Annotated in this window: 20 protein-coding genes and 2 tRNA genes; 7 read left to right on the top strand and 15 right to left on the bottom strand. The window is 70.1% G+C overall.

Features of this window, described 5'->3' with window-relative positions; all coding sequences use genetic code 11:
• Nucleotides 1-27: 27 nt before the first annotated feature.
• Nucleotides 28-1,026 carry a hypothetical protein gene (locus tag Pla133_RS07795; RefSeq protein WP_145064354.1) on the bottom strand — a complete coding sequence of 333 codons (999 nt, stop codon included), beginning with the start codon at nucleotides 1,024-1,026 and terminating at the stop codon, nucleotides 28-30.
• A gap of 282 nt (nucleotides 1,027-1,308) precedes the next feature.
• On the opposite strand from Pla133_RS07795, the gene Pla133_RS07790 reads away from it, so the two are divergent.
• From Pla133_RS07790 to Pla133_RS07765, 6 genes are all read left to right on the top strand, one after another.
• On the top strand, nucleotides 1,309-2,202 hold the full coding sequence (locus Pla133_RS07790; RefSeq protein ID WP_145064353.1) for a hypothetical protein: 894 nt from the start codon (nucleotides 1,309-1,311) through the stop codon (nucleotides 2,200-2,202).
• Between the two features lie 10 nt (nucleotides 2,203-2,212).
• Nucleotides 2,213-3,964, top strand: a complete 1,752-nt coding sequence (locus Pla133_RS07785) for a methyltransferase domain-containing protein (protein ID WP_419192228.1) — start codon at nucleotides 2,213-2,215, stop codon at nucleotides 3,962-3,964.
• A 565-nt stretch (nucleotides 3,965-4,529) separates the two neighbouring features.
• The gene (locus Pla133_RS07780) at nucleotides 4,530-5,141 is read left to right on the top strand and encodes a hypothetical protein (protein ID WP_145064351.1); all 612 of its coding nucleotides are present in this window, start codon (nucleotides 4,530-4,532) and stop codon (nucleotides 5,139-5,141) included.
• Nucleotides 5,142-5,145: 4 nt separating this feature from the next.
• Complete coding sequence (locus Pla133_RS07775; RefSeq protein ID WP_145064350.1) at nucleotides 5,146-5,625, top strand: FixH family protein; 480 nt, start codon at nucleotides 5,146-5,148, stop codon at nucleotides 5,623-5,625.
• The gene (locus tag Pla133_RS07770) at nucleotides 5,622-7,079 is read left to right on the top strand and encodes a 4Fe-4S binding protein (protein WP_145064349.1); all 1,458 of its coding nucleotides are present in this window, start codon (nucleotides 5,622-5,624) and stop codon (nucleotides 7,077-7,079) included. Before Pla133_RS07775 ends, Pla133_RS07770 begins: the two co-directional genes overlap by 4 nt.
• A complete protein-coding gene (locus Pla133_RS07765) occupies nucleotides 7,076-7,633 on the top strand; it encodes a hypothetical protein (RefSeq protein ID WP_145064348.1) in 558 nt (185 codons plus the stop codon). Before Pla133_RS07770 ends, Pla133_RS07765 begins: the two co-directional genes overlap by 4 nt.
• A gap of 34 nt (nucleotides 7,634-7,667) precedes the next feature.
• On the opposite strand, the gene Pla133_RS07760 is transcribed toward Pla133_RS07765, so the two are convergent.
• The 5 genes from Pla133_RS07760 to acnA form a co-directional block, all read right to left on the bottom strand.
• Nucleotides 7,668-7,877 carry a hypothetical protein gene (locus tag Pla133_RS07760; RefSeq protein ID WP_145064347.1) on the bottom strand — a complete coding sequence of 70 codons (210 nt, stop codon included), beginning with the start codon at nucleotides 7,875-7,877 and terminating at the stop codon, nucleotides 7,668-7,670.
• Nucleotides 7,878-8,205: 328 nt separating this feature from the next.
• Nucleotides 8,206-9,285, bottom strand: a complete 1,080-nt coding sequence (locus tag Pla133_RS07755) for an SPFH domain-containing protein (RefSeq protein WP_419192227.1) — start codon at nucleotides 9,283-9,285, stop codon at nucleotides 8,206-8,208.
• A 1-nt stretch (nucleotide 9,286) separates the two neighbouring features.
• A complete protein-coding gene (locus Pla133_RS07750; RefSeq protein ID WP_145064345.1) occupies nucleotides 9,287-10,504 on the bottom strand; it encodes an SPFH domain-containing protein in 1,218 nt (405 codons plus the stop codon).
• Between the two features lie 273 nt (nucleotides 10,505-10,777).
• Entirely contained in the window at nucleotides 10,778-11,578 is an 801-nt protein-coding gene (locus Pla133_RS07745; protein ID WP_145064344.1) for a class I SAM-dependent methyltransferase, read from the bottom strand.
• Between the two features lie 54 nt (nucleotides 11,579-11,632).
• Entirely contained in the window at nucleotides 11,633-14,317 is a 2,685-nt protein-coding gene (gene acnA, locus Pla133_RS07740) for an aconitate hydratase AcnA (RefSeq protein ID WP_145064343.1), read from the bottom strand.
• 272 nt (nucleotides 14,318-14,589) lie between these two features.
• Here acnA and Pla133_RS07735 point away from each other — a divergent pair.
• A tRNA-Ala gene (locus tag Pla133_RS07735) sits at nucleotides 14,590-14,665 on the top strand.
• Nucleotides 14,666-14,882: 217 nt separating this feature from the next.
• Here the strand turns inward: Pla133_RS07735 and Pla133_RS07730 are convergent.
• From Pla133_RS07730 to Pla133_RS07690, 9 genes are all read right to left on the bottom strand, one after another.
• Nucleotides 14,883-16,094 carry a ribonuclease D gene (locus Pla133_RS07730; RefSeq protein ID WP_419192226.1) on the bottom strand — a complete coding sequence of 404 codons (1,212 nt, stop codon included), beginning with the start codon at nucleotides 16,092-16,094 and terminating at the stop codon, nucleotides 14,883-14,885.
• A 585-nt stretch (nucleotides 16,095-16,679) separates the two neighbouring features.
• Nucleotides 16,680-16,756, bottom strand: a tRNA-Asp gene (locus Pla133_RS07725).
• Nucleotides 16,757-16,856: 100 nt separating this feature from the next.
• Nucleotides 16,857-19,469 carry an ABC transporter permease gene (locus Pla133_RS07720; RefSeq protein ID WP_145064341.1) on the bottom strand — a complete coding sequence of 871 codons (2,613 nt, stop codon included), beginning with the start codon at nucleotides 19,467-19,469 and terminating at the stop codon, nucleotides 16,857-16,859.
• Nucleotides 19,469-20,212, bottom strand: coding sequence for an ABC transporter ATP-binding protein (locus tag Pla133_RS07715; RefSeq protein ID WP_145064340.1), 744 nt, complete (start codon nucleotides 20,210-20,212; stop codon nucleotides 19,469-19,471). The genes Pla133_RS07720 and Pla133_RS07715 overlap by 1 nt, the downstream gene beginning before the upstream one ends.
• 37 nt (nucleotides 20,213-20,249) lie before the next feature.
• A complete protein-coding gene (locus tag Pla133_RS07710; RefSeq protein WP_145064339.1) occupies nucleotides 20,250-20,717 on the bottom strand; it encodes a hypothetical protein in 468 nt (155 codons plus the stop codon).
• A gap of 373 nt (nucleotides 20,718-21,090) precedes the next feature.
• Nucleotides 21,091-21,954: a nucleoside triphosphate pyrophosphohydrolase gene (mazG, locus tag Pla133_RS07705; protein ID WP_145064338.1), complete on the bottom strand. Its 864-nt coding sequence runs from the start codon at nucleotides 21,952-21,954 to the stop codon at nucleotides 21,091-21,093.
• A gap of 32 nt (nucleotides 21,955-21,986) precedes the next feature.
• Entirely contained in the window at nucleotides 21,987-22,979 is a 993-nt protein-coding gene (locus Pla133_RS07700) for an ion transporter (RefSeq protein WP_419192225.1), read from the bottom strand.
• A gap of 5 nt (nucleotides 22,980-22,984) precedes the next feature.
• Nucleotides 22,985-23,707, bottom strand: coding sequence for a 7-cyano-7-deazaguanine synthase QueC (gene queC / locus Pla133_RS07695; protein ID WP_145064337.1), 723 nt, complete (start codon nucleotides 23,705-23,707; stop codon nucleotides 22,985-22,987).
• Nucleotides 23,708-23,761: 54 nt separating this feature from the next.
• Nucleotides 23,762-24,538: a secretin N-terminal domain-containing protein gene (locus Pla133_RS07690; RefSeq protein WP_145064336.1), complete on the bottom strand. Its 777-nt coding sequence runs from the start codon at nucleotides 24,536-24,538 to the stop codon at nucleotides 23,762-23,764.
• Nucleotides 24,539-24,556: the final 18 nt, after the last annotated feature.

Below are 24,556 nucleotides of genomic sequence, written 5' to 3'. Positions count from 1 at the left end.
CGCCGCGCGATCCGCGGTGGGTCGCGATCAGCCGATCGTCCCGGGCTGGCGGAAGGCCGGCGTGACGTTGAACGCACCGCCGAACTGAGCCGTGAAGTTCGCCGTCGCGTTCGCGACCGGCGTCACCGTGAACTGCGGCGTCAGGTCGAAACACCCACCGGGTGCAGAGGGACAAGCGTCGACCGCCGACGGTCCGGGGTTGCAGGCGAGCGGGTTCGCCGTCTGCAGGCCACAGACCGCAGGATTCTGCGTGATCAACTGACAGGCGGGCCCCGTCGTCGTCTGCACCGGACAGAAGGGATTGCCTCCGGTCGGGCAGATCGGACTGCCTCCGGTCGGGCACTGCGGGGCGAGCTGCGAAGCCACCGGGCAGATCGGGTTGCCGTTCGTCGGGCAGAGCGGGCTACTTGCCGTGGGGCACAGTGGGCTGCCACCGGTCGGGCAGAACTTGTTGCCGTTCGTCGGACAGATGGGATTGCCCGCCGTCGGACACAACGGCCCGGGCTGCGACGCCACAGGGCAGATGGGGTGGCCGTTCGTCGGGCAGAGCGGACCGGACTGGGTCAGGAAGCAGACCTGGGGCTGTGTCAGGCACTGCTGTGGAGTCTGCGTGAAACACTGCAGCGGGCTCTGCGTCGGACAGACCGGCGTGAAGCCCGAGCCGCAGGCAGGCGGGAAGCTGGTCGGACAAACCGGCAGCAACGTCGGCGGTGTCGTCGGGCAGGTCGGCAAGACCGGCGAGATCGGCGTCAACTTCTGCCCCGAGCCCAGGTCGATCTCGTCCAGCAGCTTGGCGTCGACCCACACGTGGTGTGCGCCCAGGCCGGCAGCGTCCGCAGCCTCCGTGCGGTAGAGCACGGCGCCATCGGGCACCTCGACAAAGCTCGCCAGCTCCGGATCCAGATAGATCCGCATGTGCTTGGGCTTGCTCGACTCACCGACGTAGCCGGTGAACAGTTTGGTCTTCGGCGGGTGCGCGGGGTCCTTGACCAGCGCAGCGACGAAGCCGGACGGCTTGTCAGCCATGTCTCACTCTCCTTCTGGGTTCCCCTTCCGTGCCCCCACGGACTCGCGGCCGACGCACCACCGGCGCGTCTGGGTCACGGTCGTCGCGCGGGATCGGTTGGGATCGAACGCTCGACATAGACATCGAACGGGACGTTCGACGGGCGGCGAACGCCGCGAATCCGCAGTCGTCCCCACCCGCCACGGACAGGTCATCGGCGCCGCTGTCGCGCGGGCGATTCGCGCCCGAAGTCGAATCTGACCCGAGTGCGAGACCCGGGCCCGCGTGAGTAGGATGTCGCCATGTCGCCCGCCGCGATCGGTCCCGCTGCTGAAGCCCTGGCCTGGAGCCCCGACTCGATCGTCGCGGCGCTCGGTTGGTTGGTTTCGGGGGCCTGCTTGCTGAGCTTGCTGCCCCCGGGTGCACCCGGGCTGGGCGAGCGAACCGAGATCGCAGGCGCGTTCGCGGCTTCGTTCCTGCTCGGCAGCCTCTTGCGGGCCGTCGCCACCGCGGTCCACGCGAACGAGGCTTGGACCCTCGCCATCCTGGCCCTGCCCGTCGCCCTGGCCCTCGGGCTGCGAGGGCTCGGGCCCCGGGCCATGCGTCCGCGCAGGCCGCTGCGCGCGGACGATCCCGACGGCCACGGGGTCAGGCCCCTGGCCGCTGCCGGCCTGAGTCTGGGTGTGGTCGCCGTGGCAATGGCTCCGTTCCTGCTGGGCGGCGGCCGGCGCGCCTTGGACGATGCCCTCTGGTCCCTGGCGATCGCGGGGACGTGTGCATTCGCCCTGCGCGCAAGTGCAGTGGGAGTACTTCAGCGGCGGTCGATGACCCTGGTCCTGGCCGCCGGCGCCGCGACCCTGTTGGAGAACGAGAGGGCGCTTCCACCCGGCCAATCCACCTGGGTCGTCGTGGGACTCGCCATGGGGTTGATGATGCTCCCGGCCGCGGTCTTCGCGGGCCTGGCTGCCAGGCTCGGTGACCGGCGGTGTTGGTTCTTGGCCGTGCTTGCGGGCCTTTCCGGCGGGTTGGAGGTGGTCGCCGATAGACCGTGGATGCTCGTCACCGCCGCCCTCGCCCTCGTGCCGCTGATCCTTGTCGTGCCCCGCCCGTCTCGGCGCCCCATGGCGGTGGCCGCGGCCGTCCATGCGGGGCTGTTCCTGCTGCTCAACTGGCTGGGCGGGAACTCGCCCCAGTGAGCGTCGGGCGATGAATCTCGACGACCCTCGCCTGCCGACCCTCGACGGAGCGGAGCTCGAGTCCGCGTTGGCGAGCTTGGACTCCGGCGGGGACTGGCGCGCAACCCTCGAGGAGCTGCTGCGCGGGCTGCCCGACGATCGAGCCCAGATCCTGATGCAGCGGGTGCGCGAGGGGCGCGCCGGATGGCTGCCGTTGATCGGCGCGAGGGGCGGGCGAGCGCTACTGGTGGGCGACGCCCTCTCGGGGACGGCGGTGGCGCTGGCCCGAAACGGCTTCGACCTGACGGTCGTGGACCCGGAGCCGCGCCGCCTGCGTTGGTGCCGGCATCGCGACCGGGCGCTGGTGGATGGAGCCTCCGACTTCGTGGCCGCCGATCCGCGCCGACGTCTGCCGTTCGCCGATGGCAGCTTCGACCTGGTCGTCGACGAGCGCGGCGGAGCCGATGACGCCGAGCTGGCCGAGCTGGCGCGCGTCTCGCGCGGCGAGCTGCTGGTGGTCGCGGACAACCGCTTCGCCTACAAGCGCTCCTCCGGTCGCCGGGCGGACTTCCACGTCCTGCGGCCCCTGGAGTTCATGCGTGCAGCGCTCTCGCCGCCCCTGGGCGAGCGCAGCGCGGCGGCTTGGCGCCGCGCCTTGGCGCGGGTGGGCCACCCGGCGGTGGAGTCCCTGGCCCTCTACCCCCACCGGCACGACTTCAGCCACGCCGTCGATCTGAACGGCCGCGGTCCGCACCTCACGGTCGGGCCCATGGAGCGCCGCAACGTGGTGAAGATGGCGGCCCACCGCGCAGGGCTCTTTCCCCTGCTCGCGCCGAGCTATGCCCTGCGGGCCGGGTCCGACCCGTTGCGAGGACGGCGCATCGACCGGCTGCTCGAAACGGTCGCGTCGGCGGTCGGCGTCCCCACTCCCGATCCCGAGCACCTGATCACCACTCGCGGCAACACCTGCGTGGTGCTGACCGCGGGGACGGGCGCCCGTTGGGCCATGCACCTGGCCCTCTCGCCGGCGCAGGAGCGCCAATCGCGCCGTCACTACTCGGCCTTGGGACTGCTGGCCGAGCGCTTTGCGGCCTTCCCCGCCCCGCGTCCGGTGTGGGAGGGCACCGTCGACGACCAGTACGTCAACGTCGAAGAGCGGCTCGAGGGCCTCTCCGCCCCGCAGCTCACGGGCGACCTGGCGGCGGCGCAGCGGACCTACGCCGACCTCGTAGCACAGTTCGCCTCGCTGGTGACCGACGCCCCCGTGGTCCTCGACGACGAGCGCTTCGACGCCCTCTTCGGCGCCAAGGTCGAGCTGGTCCAACGCCACGCGAGAAACTCGCGGATCTCCGATCGCCTGGGGCAACTGCTCGACGAAGCGCGCAACCTGGCCCTGGGGGCAGCCGTTCCACTGGTGCTCTACCACGCGGACCTGCGCGCGAAGCACGTCCAGGTCCGCGCGGACGGCTCCGTGCTCGGCCTGATGGATTGGGGCAGCCACGAGCTGTCGGACCTGCCCTACTTCGACCTCTTGAACCTGATCGTTCACGACCGCAAGCAGGCTGCCGACTCGACCGTGGCCTGGGCTTGGCGCCTGGCGCGAGACGGGGCCTTGCGCGAGTTCGAGCGCAGTGCGCTGGCGGACTACTCAGCTCGCCTCGAGCTCCCGTCCGAGTACCAGCGGGCAGTCGAGCGCGTCTACCCGGCCCTGGTGGGCGCCATGGCGGAGTCCAACTGGGACTTCAGCCGCCCCGCTTGGATCCAGCGCTCATTCGAGCTCTGAGGCCCGTTCGGAGCCTCTGATGGGCCCCCGGCCGCCGTCGCCACGGGGCAGCTGATCGCCACCAGGGGGCTGCGCGCCCGCGCCGGTCGGTGTAGGTTTCGACTGGTGTCCCCGATTCCTGGCCTTCGCGCCAGCGCGGCCACCACCCATCCCCTTGTCGCGGCCCTCCGGTCGCGAACGAACCAGCCATGTGGAAGCTCGAGGTCTACAGCTCTCGATCCTTTTCTGCGATCCCACCCTTCCGTGGGTCCAGCCGGCGCGCCGAACGCGTTGCCGCTGGACCGCTCACCGCGAAGGTGAGTCCACGCCAGGCCGTGGGAACCAGCGTCAACTCGATCGGCAGGGAGACTCCGCGAAGGAACCCTGCTCGTGAGCAATTCATGCCCGTGCAGGGTTTTTTCGTCGGTGAGGAGCACCAGCCGCTGACGGCTCGATTCGCGCGCTGAGCGCGGATCCAGGTCCTCCTCCTTCGTCTCCCGTGCGCCGGCTCCGTGGATTCCGCGGAGCGGACGCGCGGATCCACACATGTACCGCCGGCGCAGCGCCGGCCCGCCCCGACAGCGTCATGTCCAATCCGTCCGCAGCGGCAACACTCGCCGCCCCGAGCTCTCGTAGCTTCCTCGAGAAGCTCAACTCCAACTGGCACGAGCGCGCCCTCCAGGGCTACATGCTGGTCGTCCTGGCCCACTGGGCCGAACACCTGACCCAAGCGATCCAGATCTACGCCCTGGGTTGGCCGGTGCCCGAATCACGCGGCGTGCTGGGCCTCTGGTACCCATGGCTGGTCAGGAGCGAAGCCCTGCACTATGGCTACGCGATCGTGATGTTGATCGGCCTGTGGGTCCTGCGCACCGGCTTCACCGGCCGCTCGCGCACCTGGTGGATGATCGCCTTCTGGATCCAGTTCTGGCACCACATCGAGCACGCGCTGCTCCAGGGCCAGGCGCTCGTCGGCCACAACCTGTTCGACAAGCCGGTCCCCATGAGCATCATCCAACTGTGGGTGCCGAGGGTCGAATTGCACCTCTTCTACAACACCGTGGTCTTCATCCCGATGGCCATCGGCATGTACTTCCACATGTTCCCGCCGGCCGGTGAGGTGACCCACGGCGCGGTCTGTAGCTGCGCGTGGAAGCCCAAGCAGAAGCGCGCTTCGGCGGCGAGAACGGCGAGCTGATCCCATGGCCAATCAGTTCGGCGACGAACAGGCTTCGGGGCCTGTTCGCAAGGCGCCTTCGTGGGCTTCGCGGTCAGGCACCGCCGGGGTCTTGCTGCTGGTGGTCCTGGCGACGGGAGCCTGTGGCCGCGACGACGCGGGCGACCACGAGATCGACGTGGCCCTGTCCTTCGACCCGGCCGCGAGCACGGGCCCGACGACTTGCGTCGTCGAGCTGAGCGGCCCCGACGGTCAGCCCGTCGCGGGTGCGGTGGTCCACGTGGAGGGCAACATGAGCCATGCGGGCATGGTGCCCGTCTTCGGCGACGCCGTGGAGGCCTCGGCGGGGCGCTACGAAGCGCCCTTCGAGTTCACCATGGGCGGCGATTGGTTCGTCGTGGTGTCGGCTGACCTGGCCGACGGACGCCAACTCGAGCGGGTCATCGACGTTCCTGCCGTCAGCGTCAGGCGCCCGGGGACGACGACCGACAGCGAGCAGCGATGACCGTCGCTCACTCGCCCCCGCGCCGCGGCTCGCCCGCGGCGCGGGGCTTCGATCTCCTCCGCGTCCCGCTGCTCGGGCCCTTCCTGCGTTGGCGCCACGCGCGCCTGTGCCTACAGGTCCCGCTGCTGCTCTTGGCAGCGGTGCTGGTCCTGCACGGCCTCTTCGGACCGCAGCTCGCCCCCAAGAACCTGGCCACCCTGTTGGTCTGGGTCCACTGGCGCGGCCTGCTGGTGATCGCACTCCTCGCGGTCGGCAACGTCTTCTGCATGGGTTGCCCCTTGGTGCTGCCCCGGGAGCTCGCGCGCAGGATCAGCGCGCCGACCCGTCGTCTGCCCCGGGCCTTGCGGCGCAAGTGGCTCGGGCTCGGCCTGCTCGTGGCGGTCCTGTTCACCTACGAGTGGCTCGACCTGTGGGCCAGCCCAGCGGCGACGGCGATCCTGATCCTGGTCTACTTCGCCACCGCCCTGCTGGTGGACGCCCTCTTCAAGGGAGCGCCCTTCTGCAAGTGGATCTGCCCCATCGGGCAGTTCAACTTCGTGGCCTCGACCCTGTCCCCCTTCGAGGTCAAGATCCGCGAGCGCAGCACCTGCGACTCCTGCGCGACCAAGGACTGCATCCGCGGCACGCGGGCCCCCGAGGCGCCCGCGCGCGTCACCCAGCGCGGCTGCGAGCTGGCCCTGTTCCTGCCCGAGAAGGTCGGCAACATCGACTGCACCTTCTGCCTGGACTGCGTCCACGCCTGCCCCCAGGACAACGTCGCCATCGGCTCTCGACTGCCGGCTGACGAGCTGGCGGTGGATCCGGTGCGCTCCGGCATCGGACGCATCAGCCGGCGCAACGACCTGGCAGCGCTGGTCGTGCTGTTCAGCTTCGGTGCACTGCTCAACGCCTTCGGGATGGTGAGTCCGGTCTACGCCTTCCAGCGTTGGCTGGCCGAGTCGCTCGGCACCCAGAGCGAGTTCCTGGTGCTGGCGATCCTGTTCGCGCTGGGCCTCGCGCTCGTGCCTGCCCTGGCGATCGGGCTCGTGACGTGGACGGTGCGACTGGGCACCGGGACCTCGGCCCTCGCCCACGCCCGCCGCTTCAGCTACTGCCTGGCGCCCCTGGGCTTCGGCGTGTGGCTGGCCCACTACAGCTTCCACTTCTTGACCGGCCTGTGGACCTTCGTACCGGTCACCCAGCTCGCCCTGGAGCGCCTCGGCGTCGGCCTGCTCGGCGGGCCCAAGTGGGGCCTGGGCGGCCTGACCGACACCCAGGTCTGGCCGATCGAGATCGGCTTCCTCGCGCTCGGCGGCGCGGGCTCGCTGGCCTTGGCATGGCGACTGGCCCAGCGCGACTTCGGGCGCCTCGCGCCGCGCGCCTTCCTGCCCTGGGCCGCCCTGCTGCTGGCTCTGGCCGGCACAGCACTCTGGCTCCTGGCCCAACCGATGGAGATGCGAGGCACCTACCTGTGAAACGACGGCTCCGATTCCCCTGTCACCTCACCGCGGCCGTCCTGGCAGCGGCGTCCCTGGCATCGCTCGCCGACGCCCACGATGGACCGCCCTATCCCATCTTCGTGGACGAGCAGATCGGCTCCTGGACCCTGTCGATCTGGACCGATCCGGACGTTGGCACCGGCACCTTCTACTTCTACGTCGATCCGCCCGAGGGCCGCTCCGCAGAGGACCTGTGGATCGCCCTCTCGGCGGCCCCCGCCGACGACGGATCGCCTCGGGTCGTCTCCGCCAGCCGCGCCGCGAAGCCCGAGGAACCCTTCCAACAGATCGGCAACCTCGAGTTCGCCTATCGCGGCACCTGGCCCACCCACTTCTCGATCCGCGAGGTCGACAGCGACGAACCGCTCGGCCAGCTCGACTACGACCTCCAGGTCACGCCGGCGGGACTGGGCGCGCTCGACATCCTGTGGTTCGCCTTCCCCTTCCTGATCGTCGGGGGCATCTGGATCCGGATGCTGGCCGCCCAGCGCAGCTACGACCGCTCGGCGCGAGCGCTGGAGCAGCAGTGAGCCGTGCTCGATCGGGTCCGCTGGCTGTGCCCGATCAGGTACTGAGGCCGGGCTCGCGCTGCGGAAGCCAGAGCACGACCAGCCCCATGACTCCGAGCGCGATCAGCACGCCCAGGATGACCTTGCCGCCCACGGCGTAGGCCGCAATCGCTGCCGGCGGATTCCCCCACCAAGCGATGCCGAAGCCACTCAGGACGAGGATCGACAGGATGAGGATCGAGATCAGTCCGCGGATCAGGTTCATGGTTCGCTCGGATCGATGGGAATGGACGGGGGGCTCGCCCCAGCGACTGCCGATCGATCCTATCGCACTTCTCGGACCTTGCACGGACGTCCTGGCGACGGCGCGCTGGCGAAGCGCGGATCGCGAGTCGCGACGGGCCGTGTCGCGACGGGCCGTGAAACAACGGGCCGCGCACAGGAGCTCCGCGCGAGGAACCGGAACTCGAGCGGCCGTCTGCAGTCACCTCGATCGATGCCGGCCCGTGGCCCCGGCGCGCTCCGGCAACGGAGTTCGGCGGCCCTGCTCGAGTTCTTCCCGAGCCTGGCCGCCGAACGATTGAGCCCAGACCTCAGTTGCCGGATCCCACCAACAGACGAACCAGTTGGTCGACGTCGATGATCGTCGGGACCGCCGGATCGTTGCTGTTGAGGGTCACCTCGCGCACGTCGAGGTTCTCGGCCGCTTGGCGCGCTAGCAGGATGCGTCCACCGACGGTGTCCAGCGCCCGGTTGCGGAGCTCGTCCCGCAGCGCCTCGGCCTGCTCGACCGCCAGCTGGCCCTCGGCCAGGTAGGTCACCTGGGTGGCGTCCGCGTCGGCGGTCGTCGTGCGCGCATAGACCTCGGCCTCGGCCTTGATCTGCGCGATCTGCACCTGGTTCTCCGACTGGGCCTCCTGGAGACGCTTGTCCCACTCGCCGCGGGCCTCCTTCTCCATGGCCTCGGTGATCTTCTCGATCGACTGGGTCTGCTGCTGCTGGCGCTCCTGTGCCTGGCGCGCCGTGGCGAGCATCGAGTTCTGGCGCGTGAGCTGCTTGAGCTGCAGCTTCTCCTCGTACTCCGGGGGGAAGCGCACGGCGCGGATCAGGATCCCGAGGGGCTCGACGTGGTACTGCCGCAGGGTCTCGCGCAAGAGCGGCAGGGACTCCTCCGCCCTGGCCAGGCGCACGTCGGTGTTGACGAAGTCCTCCGGGCTCAGCTTGGAGAGCTCCTCGCGCAAGAGACCCTCGACCGCCTGGCGGACCCGGTCCTGGTAGGCCAGGGTCAGGCCCTCGTTGACCAGCATCCAAGCCTGCTCATCGATGATCTCGTACAGCACGGTCACGTCGAGCGAGGCCGTGTTGTTGTCACTGGTACGGATGTCGAGGGCGCTGGCGAACTCGACGTTGCCGTTGCGAGTGCGCTTGGACGCCGACTCCTGGGTGAAGTTCAGGAAGTGCACGCGCCCGTCGAGGCGGTGCCAGCGGTGCACGCCGATGATTCCGACGTGGTAGCCCATGCCGTACGCCTTCTGGACGATTCCACCGCCGAGCAGATTCTGCTTCACGCCGATGGTCGCCGGGCCGATGCGCTCGAGCAGCATCCCGCTGCCCACGACGCCCAGGAAGGCCAAGAGGGCGGCCAGGATCGCGATCGTCTTGATGTTCTTCATGTCAGTTGCCCTCCACGGACGACTTGCGGGACGCATCGGATCCGCCCGCGTCCCCCGAGTGCTCGAGGCGCTGGGGTGCCGGATCGCGGCTGTAGGGCACGAAGGTGAAGCGGATCTGACGCAGCTTGTCGATGATCGCTTCGCGGACGACGACCTCGCCGCGCTCCGCCAGGGCGGTGGCCCGGGCTTCGACGCCCTCCGCCTCCTTGGTGTAGCGCTCGGTCAATCCGCGGGACTTGGCCAAGAGCTGCGCGCGCTCGGCCTGACCGTCGGCGACCCGCTCCAGAGCGTAGGCGTCGGCCGACTTCTTCTGTTGGATCGCGTCACGCTCGGCGCCCAGGCGCGCCTTCTCGAGGTCGCCTTTCAGGGACTCCATCTCGATCGACTTCTCGCGCTCGACCTGGGCCAATTGCTGCTCGCGCTCCTGGAGCAATTGGTCCTCCATGGCGACCAGTCGTTCCACGTCCTGGTCGGTGACCTTGCGTTCCTCGATCGCCTGCTCGTACTCGTCGTCGAAGTTCGGGCGACTCTGGGGGATCTCGATCACGCGCAGGCCGAAGGGTTGGACCGCGAGGTCCAGGCGCCGCTTGCCCGCGGCAAAGGCCGTCTGGAGCTTGGCCGGGTCGGCGATCTCCTCGGCCGTGTAGCGCCCGAACTCGTCGCGCAGGATCGAGCGCGCGTGGGCCTTGATCCACTCGGCCTTGAAGCCGTCGCCGGGCCCGCTCTCGGCCAGGACGACAGCGGCCGCCGAGGGCACCAGGGCGTACTGGATCGAGAGGAACTCGAAGCGGAAGTTCGAGCCGTCGTTGGCGCGCACGGTGAGCTTGGGCACCACCGACTGCCCGACGAACTCGTTGCCGCGCATCTCGAAGCTCTGGAAGGTCCGGTCCAGCTTGAAGATCTCCTCCGCGAAGGGCAGGAAGATCTGATAGCCGGGCTGGTTGATGACCGTGGTCTTGCCGGTGAGGTAGTTGACCTTCACCGCGACCTCTTCGGGGTCGATCGTGGTGAAGCCCAGGCGACCGCTGATCGCCATCGCTCCGCCGACCGTGAACAGCATGAACAGCAGTGCGAGGGCGACGACCGCGCGGATCGGCAGCTTGACCCCGGGATTGCGAGGGCCGCCGCCCCCGCCGGAAGTGGGCCTGGGCCCCCTGCGGGGCGGATCACCACCCCCGAGACCTTCGGGCGGGAAGACGTCCGGTATTTGGTCGCTCATGGTCGGTTCCGCCCGGCGACCGAGTCGCGGGCGGCAGTTGGGTAGCCGCCGGAGGGCGGCAAGGGAGGCACCGCGCGGGGCGGCCGGAGATGGCGCCGCAAACGAGAGGCGCGGCGCAGGATCCGTGGGCAGAAGCTCGGCGCCCGGTCGGGCGCCGCAGTGGTCCCCGCTACGCGGGGATGATCGGCCTATTCGACCAGGGCCCGACCTCGATCCGGCCCGGAATCCCCCGGATGGACGCCAAATGACGCCAGCCGTGCGAACCCGGAAGGCTCAGACGCGCTTGCGTAGGATCAGCACCACGTCGAGTTGTTCGTCGTTCAGCTCCCGGGGGCTGTCGATGTCGTAGCAGAAGTCGTAGGTCGCGACATGTTCAAGTTCGGGGACGCCCTTCAGCATCTTCCGAACTTGACGCGCGTCGTAGCTGCGGAAGGTCCAGTTGGTCTCGGAGCGCTGCTCGGATCCGTCGCCCGCAACCACCCGCAGGCGCGAGCGGACCTGCTCGGTCCGCGTGCGCTTGTCGGCGGGCCAACCCTGGATCGTGCAGATCACGTCCTTGCCCTCGGCCTTCGCGGTCCAGCGCTCGCGTGCCACCCGCTCGTCGGTGTAGTCCGAAAGGTGGAAGCCGAGCACGTAGACGCCGCCGGGGGCCAGGGCCTTGGCCACGTCGCGCAGGTGGCTGCGCGCGCCCTCTTCCGAGGCCACGTACTGGAAGGTGCAAACCAGGCAGTGCGCCAGGTGGAAGCCGGTGCCCAGGTCGAAGCCCTCCAGGGCCCCGACCGCGAGCTTGCCCCGCAGGCCGTTGGCGCGCAGCCGATCGCGGGCGTAGTCGAGCATCGGCTTCGACAGATCGAACCCCGCCACCGACCAGCCGCGCTTGCCCATCTCGACCATCAGACGACCGCTGCCGCAGGCGGGCTCGAGCACCTTGGGCTTGCGTCGCCCCGGATCACAGGTGCCGTGCTTGGCGAAGACCTGCTCCAGGAAGTCGACTTCCTGGGGCGTGTCGGTGTCGAAGATCGCGTCGTACCAACGCGGGGTCTCGTACCAGTCGAGTTCGGCGAACTTGGGCAAGTCTGGGGCTCCTTGGCGGGTGGTTCGGCCGACTCGCTCGGTCGGCCAGTGCGCTCAGTCGACCAGACTGCGCAGGACGTAGTTCAGGATGCCGCCGTGGCGGTAGTACTCACCCTCCTTGGGCGTGTCGATCCGCACCAAGGCTTCGAAGCTCGTGACCTTGCCGTCAGTGCCGGTGGCCGTCACGGCCACGCGCCCGCCCCCGGCAAAACGGCCAGCGAAGAGCGCTGCGAGTCCTCGCACGTCGAAGGTCTCGGTCCCCGTGAGTCCCAGCGATTCCGCGCTGTCGCCGGGGGCGAACTGCAGGGGCAGGATGCCCATACCGATCAGGTTCGAGCGATGGATCCGCTCGTAGCTCTCCGTGATCACGACCCGTACGCCCTGCAGCATGGGCCCCTTGGCGGCCCAGTCGCGCGACGAACCGGTGCCGTACTCCTTGCCGGCGATGACCATCGACGGGATGCCGGCGTCCTTGTAGGCCATGGCCGCGTCGTAGATCGACATCTGCTCGCCGGTTCCGTGGTGCACCGTGTAGCCGCCTTCGACCCCGGGCACCAAGCGGTTGCGGATGCGGATGTTGGCGAAGGTGCCGCGCATCATCACCTCGTGGTTGCCTCGGCGACTGCCGTAGCTGTTGAAGTCCACGGGCTCGACGCCGTGCTCCTGGAGGTAGCGGCCCGCCGGGCTGTCGGCCTTGATCGCACCGGCTGGCGAGATGTGGTCGGTCGTGACCGAGTCCCCGAGCAGCGCCAGGACGCGCGCGCCCTCGATGTCGTGGACCTCGTCGACGGTCGTCGAGAGCCCCTCGAAGTAGGGCGGGTGCTGGACGTAGGTCGACCCGGCGTCCCAGGCGTAGGTCGCGCCCTCGGGGATCTGGATCGCCTGCCAGGCCTCGCTACCGGTGTAGACGTCGGCGTAGATGCGGGCGAACTGCTCGGCCGAAACGTTGGAGCGCACGGTCTCCCGAATCTCCGCCTGGCTGGGCCAGATGTCCTTGAGGAACACTTCCTTGCCGGTCTTGTCGGTGCCGATCGGCTCGGTGGTGAGGTCGATGTCGACCCGACCGGCCAGGGCATAGGCCACCACCAGCGGCGGCGAGGCCAGGTAGTTGGCGCGGGTCAAGGCGTGGACGCGACCCTCGAAGTTGCGGTTGCCGGACAGCACCGAGGTCACTGCCAGCTTGCCACTCTCGATCGAGGCCGCGATTGGCTCGGGCAGGGGACCCGAGTTCCCGATGCAGGTGGTGCAGCCGTAGCCGACCACGTTGAAGCGCAGTTGGTCGAGGTAGCCGAGCAGTCCCGCCTGCTCGAGGTAGGCGGTGACCACCTTGGAACCGGGCGCAAGACTCGTCTTGACCCAGGGCGCCGTGGTCAGGCCGCGCTCGACGGCCTTCTTGGCGACGAGACCCGCGGCCAACATCACCGAGGGGTTCGAGGTGTTGGTGCAGCTCGTGATCGCGGCGATCACCACCGCCCCATTGTCCAGATCGAAAGAGCGACCGGCGTACTCGGTGGGCACACCGCCGGTGCGCGCGGGCGCGCCCATCTGCCCCTCGAGGACCTCGGCGAAGTTGGCCTTCACATCACCCAGGGCCACGCGGTCCTGGGGACGCTTGGGACCCGCGAGGGAGGGCACGATCGTCGACAGGTCGAGTTCCAGCCGGTCGGTGTACTCGGCTTCGACCGAGTTCGAATCGTGATAGAGCCCCTGGACCTTGGCGTAGGCCTCGGCCAGCTCGGCCTCGGCGACACGGTTGGTGAAGCGCAGGTAGGAGATCGTCTCGGCGTCGATCGGGAACAGACCGCAGGTCGCCCCGTACTCGGGTGCCATGTTGGCGATCGTGGCGCGGTCCGCCAGGGACATCTCGGGCAGGCCGGGACCGAAGAACTCGACGAACTTGCCGACCACGCCGTGGGCGCGCAGCATCTCGGTCACGCGCAGGACCATGTCGGTCGCGGTCGCGCCCTCGGGCAGCTTGCCGGTCAACTTCACGCCGACCACGTCCGGAATCAGCATCGACACGGGCTGGCCCAGCATGGCCGCCTCGGCCTCGATGCCCCCCACGCCCCAGCCGAGCACGCCCAGGCCGTTGATCATGGTGGTGTGCGAATCGGTGCCCACCACCGTGTCCGGGTAGAGCCAGTTCGACCCGCCGGCCTCGTCGGTCATCACCACGCGCGCCAGGAATTCGAGGTTGACCTGGTGCACGATGCCCGTGTCCGGCGGGACCGCCTTGAAGTGCTCGAAGGCCGTCTGACCCCAGCGCAGGAAGGAGTAGCGCTCGCGGTTGCGGGTGAACTCGAGGTCGGAGTTGATCGTGCGTGCGTCCGGGCGGCCGAAGGCGTCGACCTGCACCGAGTGGTCGATCACGAGCTCCACCGGCTGCAGCGGGTTGATGCGCTGGGGATCACCGCCGAGCTTGACCATGGCGTCGCGCATGGCGGCCAGGTCGACCACTGCGGGCACGCCCGTGAAGTCCTGCAGCAGCACGCGCCCGGGCATGTAGGCGATTTCCTGCCGCTCGCCGTCGTTCGGCTGCCAATTCGCCACCGCGCGCACGGCGTCGGCGTCGACCACGTCCCCGTCCTCGCGGCGCAGGAGGTTCTCGAGCAGAACCTTCATCGCGAAGGGCAATCGATCGACGTCGATGCCCGCTTCGCGCAGGGCCGGCAGGCTGGCGATGCGGTAGGTCTTGCCCTGGTGCTCGAAGGACTTGTGGGCGCTGAAGCTGTCGGTCATTGGACGGTGCGATGGGCGGTGCAGGAAAGCGGCTCGCAGGAGCTGCTCGCGCGGGGCGTGGCGCCCGCGCGGGGGGCGCTCCGGGGGTCTCGGAAGGGACTGTCGGGCGCCGGAGGCGCGGGGCGGTACCCGACTTCGAGGGCAGCCAGTCTAGTGACACGGCCCACCGGATTCAGCCGCCTGGGGCAGCAGTGGGACAGGGCCCGCGTGAACGCCAGGCCCTCACAAGGCCTTCCCTCGCCCCAGGCGCGGCGCTAGACTCCCCCGCGTTCGGGGACGTAGCTCAGCTGGTAGAGCGCTGCGTTCGCAACGCAGAGGTCGTGGGTTCGAGTCCCATCGTCTCCACCACCCGATCAACAGCAGCCGCGATGCCCGACCCGGGCGTCGCGGCTGTTGGCGTTCGTACGGTGCCCGTTCCTACGGTGCCAGGCACAGGACCACCGCCTAACGGGGCCCCGCGGCCGCCGTTGGCGGCCGCGGGAGCCCCGTTAGGCGGTGGTTTTGTGCCTGGCACCGTACGAACGCCAACAGCCGCGACCAGTGCCCGCAACCCAGCGGCTGTTTCTCAGCGCCGCCGCTCGGGCCGTCGCTTGCGAGGCTTGGCGTCCAGGGCTCCGCTGGCGCGGTCCCGGTCGAACTTCTCCAGAACCCGGATCAAATCCGCGCCGTAGTCCTCGAGCTGCCAGGCGGCCAGGTCCTCGACCCGCGCCAGGGCCTCGCGATCCCGCGCGCCCGACCGCACCAGGTCCAGCAGGGTCTTGCGGTTGAAGACCAGGGACAGGTCCATCCGGTCCCGCTCCGCGAGCTTCTTGCGCAGGGTCTTCAGGCGGTCGTGGAGCTCGTGGTCGAACTCGTCGAAGCCCAGGGTCCCGTCCTTGGGCGGCAACTGGGGCATCGAGTCGATGGGTCCGGCGTCCAGGCCCTCGCGGATCGCCGCCAGGAGCGGCTTGGCGAGGCGGTTCGCGGCGCTGGAGTTGATCTTGGCGGCGCGCGAGATGCCCTCGGCATCCTTCGGGCAGGCCCGAGCCAGGTCGACCAGCCCGCCGTGGGCCAGGACCTTGAAGGGCGGCACGTTGCGCTCCTGCGCCATGCGCTCGCGCGCGATGAACAGCGCGCGCAACACCGCCTGTTGGCTTCGATCCAGGGTCCGCGCGCCCTTCAGGCGCACGTACTCGTCGGGCTCGAAGGGGCGGTCCACCGGCTCGAGACGCTCCAGGCGGTCACACTCGGCCTCCATCACGTGGCGCCGACCGACCTCGTCGAGCATGACCTCGAGTCGCTCGCGCAGCTCGATCAGGTAGTGCGTGTCGAGCCGCGCGTAGCCGATCTGCTTATCCGTCAGGGGCCGCCGTCCCCAGTCCGAAAGCTGCTGTGTCTTGTCGAGCTTGACCCCGAACTGGTCCAGCAGCGCTGCGGCCAGGCCCAGGGACTCGTAGCCCATGGCGGCCAGGGCCACGCGCGTGTCGAACAGCTCCGCGAACTCGAAGCCGTGGTGCCGCTTGAGCAGCAGCACGTCGAACTCGCTGTCGTGGAAGATCTTGACCCGGCGCGGATCCGCGAAGACCTCGCCCAGCGGCTCGATATCGAGACCCACCAGGGGATCGACGATGAAGTCCTCGCCGTCCGCGGTGATCTGGATCAGGCATACACGCTCGCGGTGCTTGAAGAACGAGTCCGCCTCCGTATCGACCGCGAGCTCGTCGACGTCGTCGAGACGATCGAGCAGGGCATTGAACGACCGCTTGTCGTCGACGTAGGTGGGCGGAGGAAGGCTCAAGGCAGCAGAGTTTGGCGTGGGATGGACCGAAGAGGGCGCAAAGACGGGACGCAGAAGAGTACCGGGACGCGGGAGGCTCGAGACCCGGCTTCGCTCGAGCGCATTGCACTCCGAAGACGGCGCCTTTCGAAGACGGCGCCTTTCGAAGACAGTGCCCTTCGAAGACAGTGCCCTTCGAAAACAGAGCCCTTCGAAGACGTCGCCGTCCGGGTGCACCATGTTCCAATCGGCGCGCCGGCGGGTACAGACCTTCGCCGATTCCGATCCACCCTCTCCTCGGACCCCCGGAGGCCGCTCGATCTCGGGCGGCTCGGGGCGGGGCGCCGACCGGCGGGCGCTCATCATCAGCGCGCCGATCAGCCACGGCGCCGATCAGCCACGGCGCCAATCAGCCACGGCGCCAATCAGCACAGCACCCGTCCCAGGGGCGCCACCTCACAACCTGATGGCAGCTCCTCTTCGCCGCCACTTCGGAGCGCCGTTCAGGCAGGCACTTCGGAGCGCCGTGTAGGCAGCGCTCGACGAATCGCGGCGTGCTCCCCCAGTCGTGCGCACCAGGCGGGCGCGGGCGAGGAGGGGAAACGGTGGCGAGGGCGACGGGACTTGAACCCGCAACCTCCGGCGTGACAGGCCGGCACTCTAACCAATTGAGCTACGCCCCCACCGTTGGGGCGAGGACTCTAAACAGGGCCCGCCGGGGGGGTCAACGCCTTTCAGGACCTAATCCGTCCGCGAGCGCAGGCCTTCACCCGCGCCCGACGGTCAGCCGGTGCGAACCGCCTCGACCGGGTCCATGCGACCCATGCGCCAGATGGGGTAGAGCGCGGCCAACCAGGTCACCAAGAGTGCAGCGACCGGTGCCGCCAGGACCGCCAGGCCCGGCCCCGCCTGGGGCAGGTCGAGGCCCGACAGCACGCGCAGGGCACGGACGATGACCGGCACCAGGCCGCTGCCGAGGACCGTCCCGAGCACGCCGCCAACCGCGCCGATCACGGTCGACTCGAGCATCACCGAGCCCGCGATCTGTCCGGCGCTGGCGCCCAGGGCACGCAGCACGCCCAGCTCCTTGGCCCGCTCCGTCGCCGCCAGCAGTTGACCGTTGAGCACGCCCAGCCCCGCGAGCACCGCCGTCAGGAGCAGGATCACGTCGAAGACCAGGAAGTCCCGGTTGATGTCGGCCAGCTCCACCGCGCGGATCTCACGCCCCGAGCGGAACCCGAGCTCGCGCCCGTCCGCCATGAAGCCTGCCAGGGCCGTCTCGACCACCAGGGGGTCGGTTCCCGCCTCGAGCCGCACCGCGATGCGATCGGCAACCTCCGTGTCCACGCAAAAGTAGCGCTCCACGTGCCGATTGGCGATCAGGCCGTAGGCGCGCTCGTGGGGATCGGGGTGGTAGCCGTAGGCATCCGTGACCGCGATCACGTCGAAGGTCACCACCCCACTGTCGGGGGTCGCGACCGGTACCTGGTCGCCGACCTCGAGCCCGCGCTGCTTGGCCAGGCGGCGGCTGACGATCATGCCGCGCGCCTCGCCCAGGGCCGCGACCAGGGAGCTGTCCTTGGCCAGGGGCCCGTAGCGGCGGACCTGCTCGGGATCGACGCCGAGGATCCGGAAGGGCGCGCTGAGCCGGTGGGTCCCGACCTCCACGCCGACGACGCCCAGGTACTGCTCGAGCTCGCTCGCGACCTTGCGCCAGGACGTCCCGCCGGGCAGGCCGGAGACCCAGACCTTGTCGACCGCGGCTTCGGTGGCCCAGACGTCGGTCTCCAGGTACAGGCTGTGGGTCATGCCGCGCAGGCCGACGAAGGCCGCCGTGACGAGGGCCACCGCGGCGACCGAGGCCGCGACGCGCGTCGGTCCGCGCTCGATGGCGCGCCCGGCCAAGAGGCCCGCGAAGGGCGCGGCGCGCCGGAAGGGCTCCGCCACCCAGCGCGAGATGCGCCCCATCAGCGACGGCACCACCAGCGGCGTGCCGACCAGGAGCGCCAACACCCCCACGCCCAACAGGATTACGCCGACCAGCTCGCGGCTGCTCTCCCCCACGAGGTCGACGACCGACAGGAAGGTGATCGGCAACACGCCCACCAGCAGCAGCGCCGCGAACAGGTGGAAGCCGCGCGCCACCCCGTGGCCCGTGCCGCTCTCTTCACCGCGTAGGGCGGTGACCGTGTCCGCGCGCCCGGCCCGCAGGAGCGGGAACACCGAGCCCAACAGCGCCATCGCGACCCCCAGGGCCACCAGGGGCAGGACCTGGGTCCAGGGCACGATGAACTGGCCGGCCACGGTGTGGGTGATGCCCAGGGACGTGATCCCGTGCTCGAGCATTTCCCGCGCGAGGAGCAGTCCACCGAACAGCCCCAGAGCCCCGGCAAAGCCCGCGATCAACAGCGCCTCGAGGAAGAACGCCCGACCGATGCGCGCCCGCGACGTGCCGAGGGCGTGCAGGGTCGCGACCTCCTTGAGGCGCTCGACCAGGGACATAGAGAGGGTGTGGAAGATGACGAACAGACCCAGGGCCAGGGCCATCAGCCCGGAGAGGCGCACGCCGTTGCGGAAGGCGCGCTCGTCGGCCGCCTGCCCCACCGCGGCTCCCTGGCGCAGGTCGTAGGCGAAGTCCTCGCCCAGGCCCTGTTGCAGGCGTTCGAGGTCGACCTCGGGATCCCGCGCGATCCAGAAGGACGGTTGGACGAACACGCCTTCGAACACGTTCTGGCCGTTGACCAGGTCGATCACGGCCACGTCGCCGTTGGCGGTCCGACCGAGCTGCTCGTAGGCCAGGATGCCGGTGACCGTGAAGCGCATCGGCCGCGGCGCCGGGCCCTCGGCCTGGCGCTCGATCACCTGACCCTCGATGCAGACCTTCTTGGGCGCCCGCGGCGGTCGTGAGAGGAAGACCTGGTCGCCGGGGGCCAGCCCGGCGCGCTCGGCGGCGCGCCGCCCGAGCAGCATCCCGCGGGCCTCCGGGTCGAGGGGCAGCCCCTCGCCGGTCTCCAGGCGATAGACGCCCATGGCCGCCGCCGTCGCGGACTCGACGGCCAAGACTTGCACGGCCGCGCCGCGCCATTGGCCATCGGCCAGGTCGTCCGCGGTGACCAGGCGCCCCTCGGCGCGCAACACCGCCGTCGAGCCGCGCACGCCGGGCATGGTCGCCAGGCGCGTGCCGGCATCGTCGACGCCCGCCCGGGCCTGGACCTCGAGGTCGGCCTTCCAGCCCGCGTCGCCCTGGGGCCGCTGGCTGTGGGCGATCGTGTTGAAGTCGACGGTGAAGATCGCGACCACGGTGGCGATGCCCATGGCGACGCCGAGCACCGAGAAGATCGCGCGCCCCGGTCGGCGGCGCAGGCTGCCGCGGGCGACGGTCAGGGACAGCCCCATCAGATGTGCAGCTCCGCGAGGGTGCGGTGGACGTCCTCGACGGGGATGTTCGGGCCGTGCAGGGCGTGGGCCGGGTCGAGTTGACCGTCGACGAGGAACAGCACCCGATCGGCGAAGGCCGCGTCGCGCGGGTTGTGGGTCACCAGCAGCACGCTCTTGCCGTCCTCGTCGCAGACCTGGCGCAGCGTCTTCATGATCTCGAGGCCCGCCTGCTGCGAGAGATTGCCGGTGGGCTCGTCGCACAGGAGCACCGGTTGGTCCCCGGCCAACGCGCGCGCGATCGAGACACGCTGCATCTCGCCACCGGAGAGTTGGTGCGGCAGGGAGCGCTGCTTGCCCCCCACGCCGAAGCGCTCGAGTAGACCGCTCAACTTGCCCCGCTCGCGCTCGGGCCGTTCGCCGCGGATGGCGATCGGCAGGCCCACGTTCTCCAGCACGTTGAGGTTCGGCAGCAGGTTGAAGAACTGGAACACGAAGCCGATCTGCTCCCGGCGCAGGCGCGTGCGCTCGGCCTGGGGCAGGGCCTCGAGGTTCTTCCCGGCCAGCTCGATCGTGCCGGCGGAGGCCGAGTCGAGGCCGGCGATCAGGTGCAGCAGGCTGGACTTGCCCGAGCCGCTGGGACCCATCACGCACAGGAACTCGCCCTGGCCCAGCTCGAAGCTGACCTCGCGCAGGATCGGCGTCTGGGAGCCCGAGGGCCCGTGGAACTTGAAGACGCCCTGAAGCGCGACGGAGGCAGTCATTGGCAGCGTGGGTTGAGGAGGAGTCGGAGAGCCGCGATCAGCGCGGGGTGTGGCTGAACCAGGCGCGCTCGAACTCGCGCACGATCTCGACGGCGACCGCGCGCTCGGCTGGATTCCACTCCGAGGGCGCCGTGGACGTCAGTCGCGAGTTGGTAACGACCTGCTCGGCGTCGCTCCCGTTGGGCCAGCCGGTCCGCACCAGGAGCCGGCGCAGCGCGGCCACCTGGTCCTCGTCCCAGGGCCCCTGGGGCACCTGCATCACCGCGATCAGGGCCGCGGCGTCCTCGGGCGGCGTGTCCATCAGGCCCTGCTGGCGGCGCTCGACCACGTCCCCCATCACGACCCCCGCCGTCTCGCGGTCGAAGTCGAGGATCCAGACGGTGATCAGGGTCACGACGAACAGCACCCCGAAAGGCAGGGAGAGGAGCAGGAAGGCTCGGCTGAGCTTGCGGTCGTCGAGACCGGATTGGTCGGAGGACTCGTCGATGCGGCTGCGAGTGGTCACGGGAGCGAGGCCTGGGGTCGTTGTCGACGGGCGGAGCGGGCTGGGCGGGGGCTGGCGCCCCCACGCCCGCAGGGATCCCGGTCATCTTGGAACAATCTCCGCGCGAGAGAACACCCGAGGTCGACGGAGGTGCCCAGATCGTCCCGACCTCCATGCCAATCCCACTGCGGCGAGAACCCGGTGACCCTGGGCGCCGGCGGCAGTGGCGGTGCGGGCATCGTCCACGTGCAGAACTCCGGCGGCCTCAGCGGAGCGGGCTTGCCGGCGAGCACCGCGCCCGACACGCCGCTGGTCGAGGCCGGGGCCGCGGTCGAGGCCGCGGTCGTCGTCCTGCCTGTCGCCTGGCAAGCAGGAGGGCGCCTGTGTCGCGCTCCTACGCGGTCGCGATCTTCGCGCGGCCCCAGGCGGCCATCAGCTCGTCGAGGGAACGGCCGCGGAGGTCGCCGGCGAGCTCGTTCTCCATCGCGCGAAAGCGCGCCTCGAAGCGGCGCGCGGCGGCGCGCACGACGGCCTCCGCATCGGCCTCCACGTAGTTGGCGAGCTGCGCCGCGGCCAGGAGCACGTCGCCGAGCTCGGCCTCCACGCGATCGCGCTCGGGGCCCGGAAGCGGGGCCCGGCCGTCTGCGGCGCAACCGGCGTTCTCGAAGGCCTCTTCCAACTCGTCGAGCTCCTCGCGCAGCTTGGCCATGGCGCCGCGGGCATCGGCCCACTTGAACCCCGTGGCCATGGCCTTGGCGCCCAGGCGTTGGGCGCGCTGGACCGCCCCCATGGCCAGGGGCACGCCGGCCAGGGCGCTGGCGTCGTCGCCCTTGCGCGCGGCGCGCTCGGCCTGCTTGATTTGCTCCCAGTTGGCGATGGCGTGGGCGGCATCGTCCACCACGACATCGCCGAAGACGTGGGGGTGGCGGCGGATCAGCTTGTCCCCCACCCCACGCGCAGCGGACTCCAGATCGAAGCGCTGGTCCTCCTGGGCGACCTGGCACAACAGTGCCACCACCAGGAGCACGTCCCCGGCCTCTTCCTCGCAGGCGCGGCTGTTGCCCGACTCGATCGCTTCGACGAACTCGTGGGCCTCCTCGATCAGCGTCGGCGCCAGGGACTCGACGGTCTGCTCGCGGTCCCAGGGGCAGCCGTCCGGCGCGCGCAGCCGCTCGACGATGCGGATCAGGCGCAGGAGCTGATCCGTGCGCGGGTCGGGGGTGGACGGGACCGGCTCGAGGGGGCGGGGAGCGCTCATTGGCGCCAGGTTAGCGACCCGCCCTGGCCGGCTCAGCGGTGGTCGCCGATCGACTCGCCGCAGTGGGGGCAGAAGTTCACGGACGCCGAGGCCGACTTGGCGGCGGCCCGAGCAGCGGCGATCACCCGGCCGGTGTGGGACGGGTCGAGGGCACCGCCCAGGGTCTCGTCGATCGCTTGCTCCACGGCCTCCTCCACCAGGAGACCGAGGCGACGCTCCTCGCGGTCGCGGCGCTCACGCTCGCGCCGCCGCTCCCTCCGCGAGCGGTCCCGCTGCATCTCTTCACCGAAGGCTGCGGCCAAGAGGCCCGCCGGCGCCGCGAACACCCCGATCCCGGCGATCGCCAGGACGGCGGCCACCAGCCGGCCGGAGGGCGTGATCGGCACCACGTCCCCGTAGCCGACGGTGGTCATGGTCACGATCGCCCACCAGATCCCGTCGGCGAAGTCGCCCAGGACGCCGGGCTGCATGTCGCGTTCGAAGTAGACGATCAGGCTGGCACCGGTCAACGCCAGGACGGTGACGAACACGAGCACCACCATCAGCTCCTCGCGCACGCGGTGGATCGCCCGCCCGAACGCTCGCATCGACGGCGAGTAGCGCACGAGCTTGCCCACGCGCACCAACCGCAGGACCCGAAAGCCCCGCAGCGTGCTCATGCCCAGCGGGAACACCAGCCCCAGGCCGGGGATCAGGGTCAAGACCGGCAGGGCCGCGAGCAGGTCGACCACGGCCATCGGCGTCATCGAGTAGCGCAGCCGGGAACCAGCCGGCGCCCGATACCGCTCGTCCTCGACGCAGGACCAAAGCCGCGCCAGATACTCGATCGCGAAGAGCACCACGATCAGATCCTCGAGTCCGATCACCACGCGGTGCACGGCCGGCGGCAGACCGCTCTCCGCACCGATCACGAACAACAGGAGGTCCAGCAGGATCACCACGACGATGGCGACGTCGACGGCGTGGCTCGCGCCGCGCGAGCCCGCTGGGGCCGGCGACAACAGCGCGTTCAGTTTGTGGCGCACACCGGTCAGGATTCGGCCTCCGCGTAGCGCACGGGGTCGACCGCGCCGGCCTGCTCGAAGCCCGCAAGGCGCAGGCGGCAGGCGTCGCAACGTCCGCAGGCCAGCACGACCTCGCCGTCGACCCGCGGGTCGTAGCAGGTGTGCGTGAGACCCAGGTCCACGCCGAGCTCGGCCGCCCGCCGCACGATCTGCGCCTTGGACAGGTCCATCAGCGGGGCGTGCACGCGGTAGCTGGAGCGGCCGTCGACACCGGCGGCCGTGGCCAGGCGCGCCAAGTTCTCGAAGGCGCGCAGGAATTCGGGGCGGCAGTCGGGATAGCCGGAGTAGTCCACCGCGTTGACGCCGATGAACAGGTCGCTGGCGCCGAGGATCTCCGCCCAGCCCAGGGCCACCGACAGGAAGACCGTGTTGCGCGCGGGCACGTAGGTCACCGGGACGCCGCGACCGATCTCTTCGTCGCTGCGGTCCTTGGGCACGTCGATGGCGTCGGTCAGGGCCGAGCCGCCGAGGGCCGAGAGGTCGATCGTGACCACCCGGTGGTCCGCCACCACGAGCGCCGCGCAGACCCGTACTGCGGCGTCGAGCTCGACCGCGTGCCGCTGCCCGTAGCGGAAGCTCAGGGCGTGGGGCTCGAAGCCGGCGGCCCGCGCCTCGGCCAGGACCACGGCGGAGTCCATGCCCCCCGAGGCCAGGCACACCGCGGCGGGCCGCTTCGCTGCATCGTCCATCGCCGCCGAGGATAGCCTCGGCGGCGAGGGGAAACGACGTCCGCCCGAGTGCGATCAGCCGTTGGTGGTGCCGTCCGTGGGGGCGGTGTCCCCGGACTCGCCGACCCGTGCGAAACGAGCCTTCTCCGCGGTATCGACGGTGCGCAGCATGCGCGCCAGTTCGGCCAGGTTGGCCCCGGTGCCCTGGACCAGGAGGCTCCCCGAGGTTCCCGCCGGGACCATGTTGAGGCTGCTCTGGTCGGTGACGAGCGACCGCAGGGAGTTGGAGAGTTGGCGCACGTCCACGTACTCCAGGTGCAGGACCGTCTCGATCAGGAGGGCGTGGTGCTCGGCGTAGTCGTCCAGGCGCTCGCCCGGGATCGCCCGGTAGTGACGCGGCCCGTTGCGGCTCTGCCCGTTGTAGTTGTCGATGATCGCCAAGAGTCGCGGGCTCGAGGCGCGCAGCTCGACCATCAGGAAGCCCTCCTGGGAGATCAGGCTCTCGAAGAAGGACCAAGCGGCCTCCGGTGCGATCTGTGTGTCCGCCAACAGACCCGTGGGCGACTCGGCCAGGCGCCCCAGGGCTGACGCCGAGGCGCGGATCGAGACACCCGTGAGCTGGGAGATCTGGGCCACCAGCTCGGACAGGTTCGCGCGCCCCGCTCCGATCACGAGCGGCCCGCTCGGCAGGGGCAGCACCGGTTCCGGCGCGCTCGCCTCGGCGACCTCCTGGGGTTCCAGCAGGGCAGTAAGGACCGGGAGCGACGCCTGTTCGACCTGAGCTCGCGGCGACGGCGCGACGAGGGGCAGGGCGAGGGCGAAGGCGCTTGCAACGGCCAGGGGTGAGTTCATTTCGATCTCCGGTTGAAG

Origin of the sequence: Engelhardtia mirabilis, assembly GCF_007748095.1 — a bacterium.
GTDB lineage: Bacteria > Planctomycetota > UBA1135 > UBA1135.
This window is presented reverse-complemented; position numbering and strand designations above follow the sequence as displayed.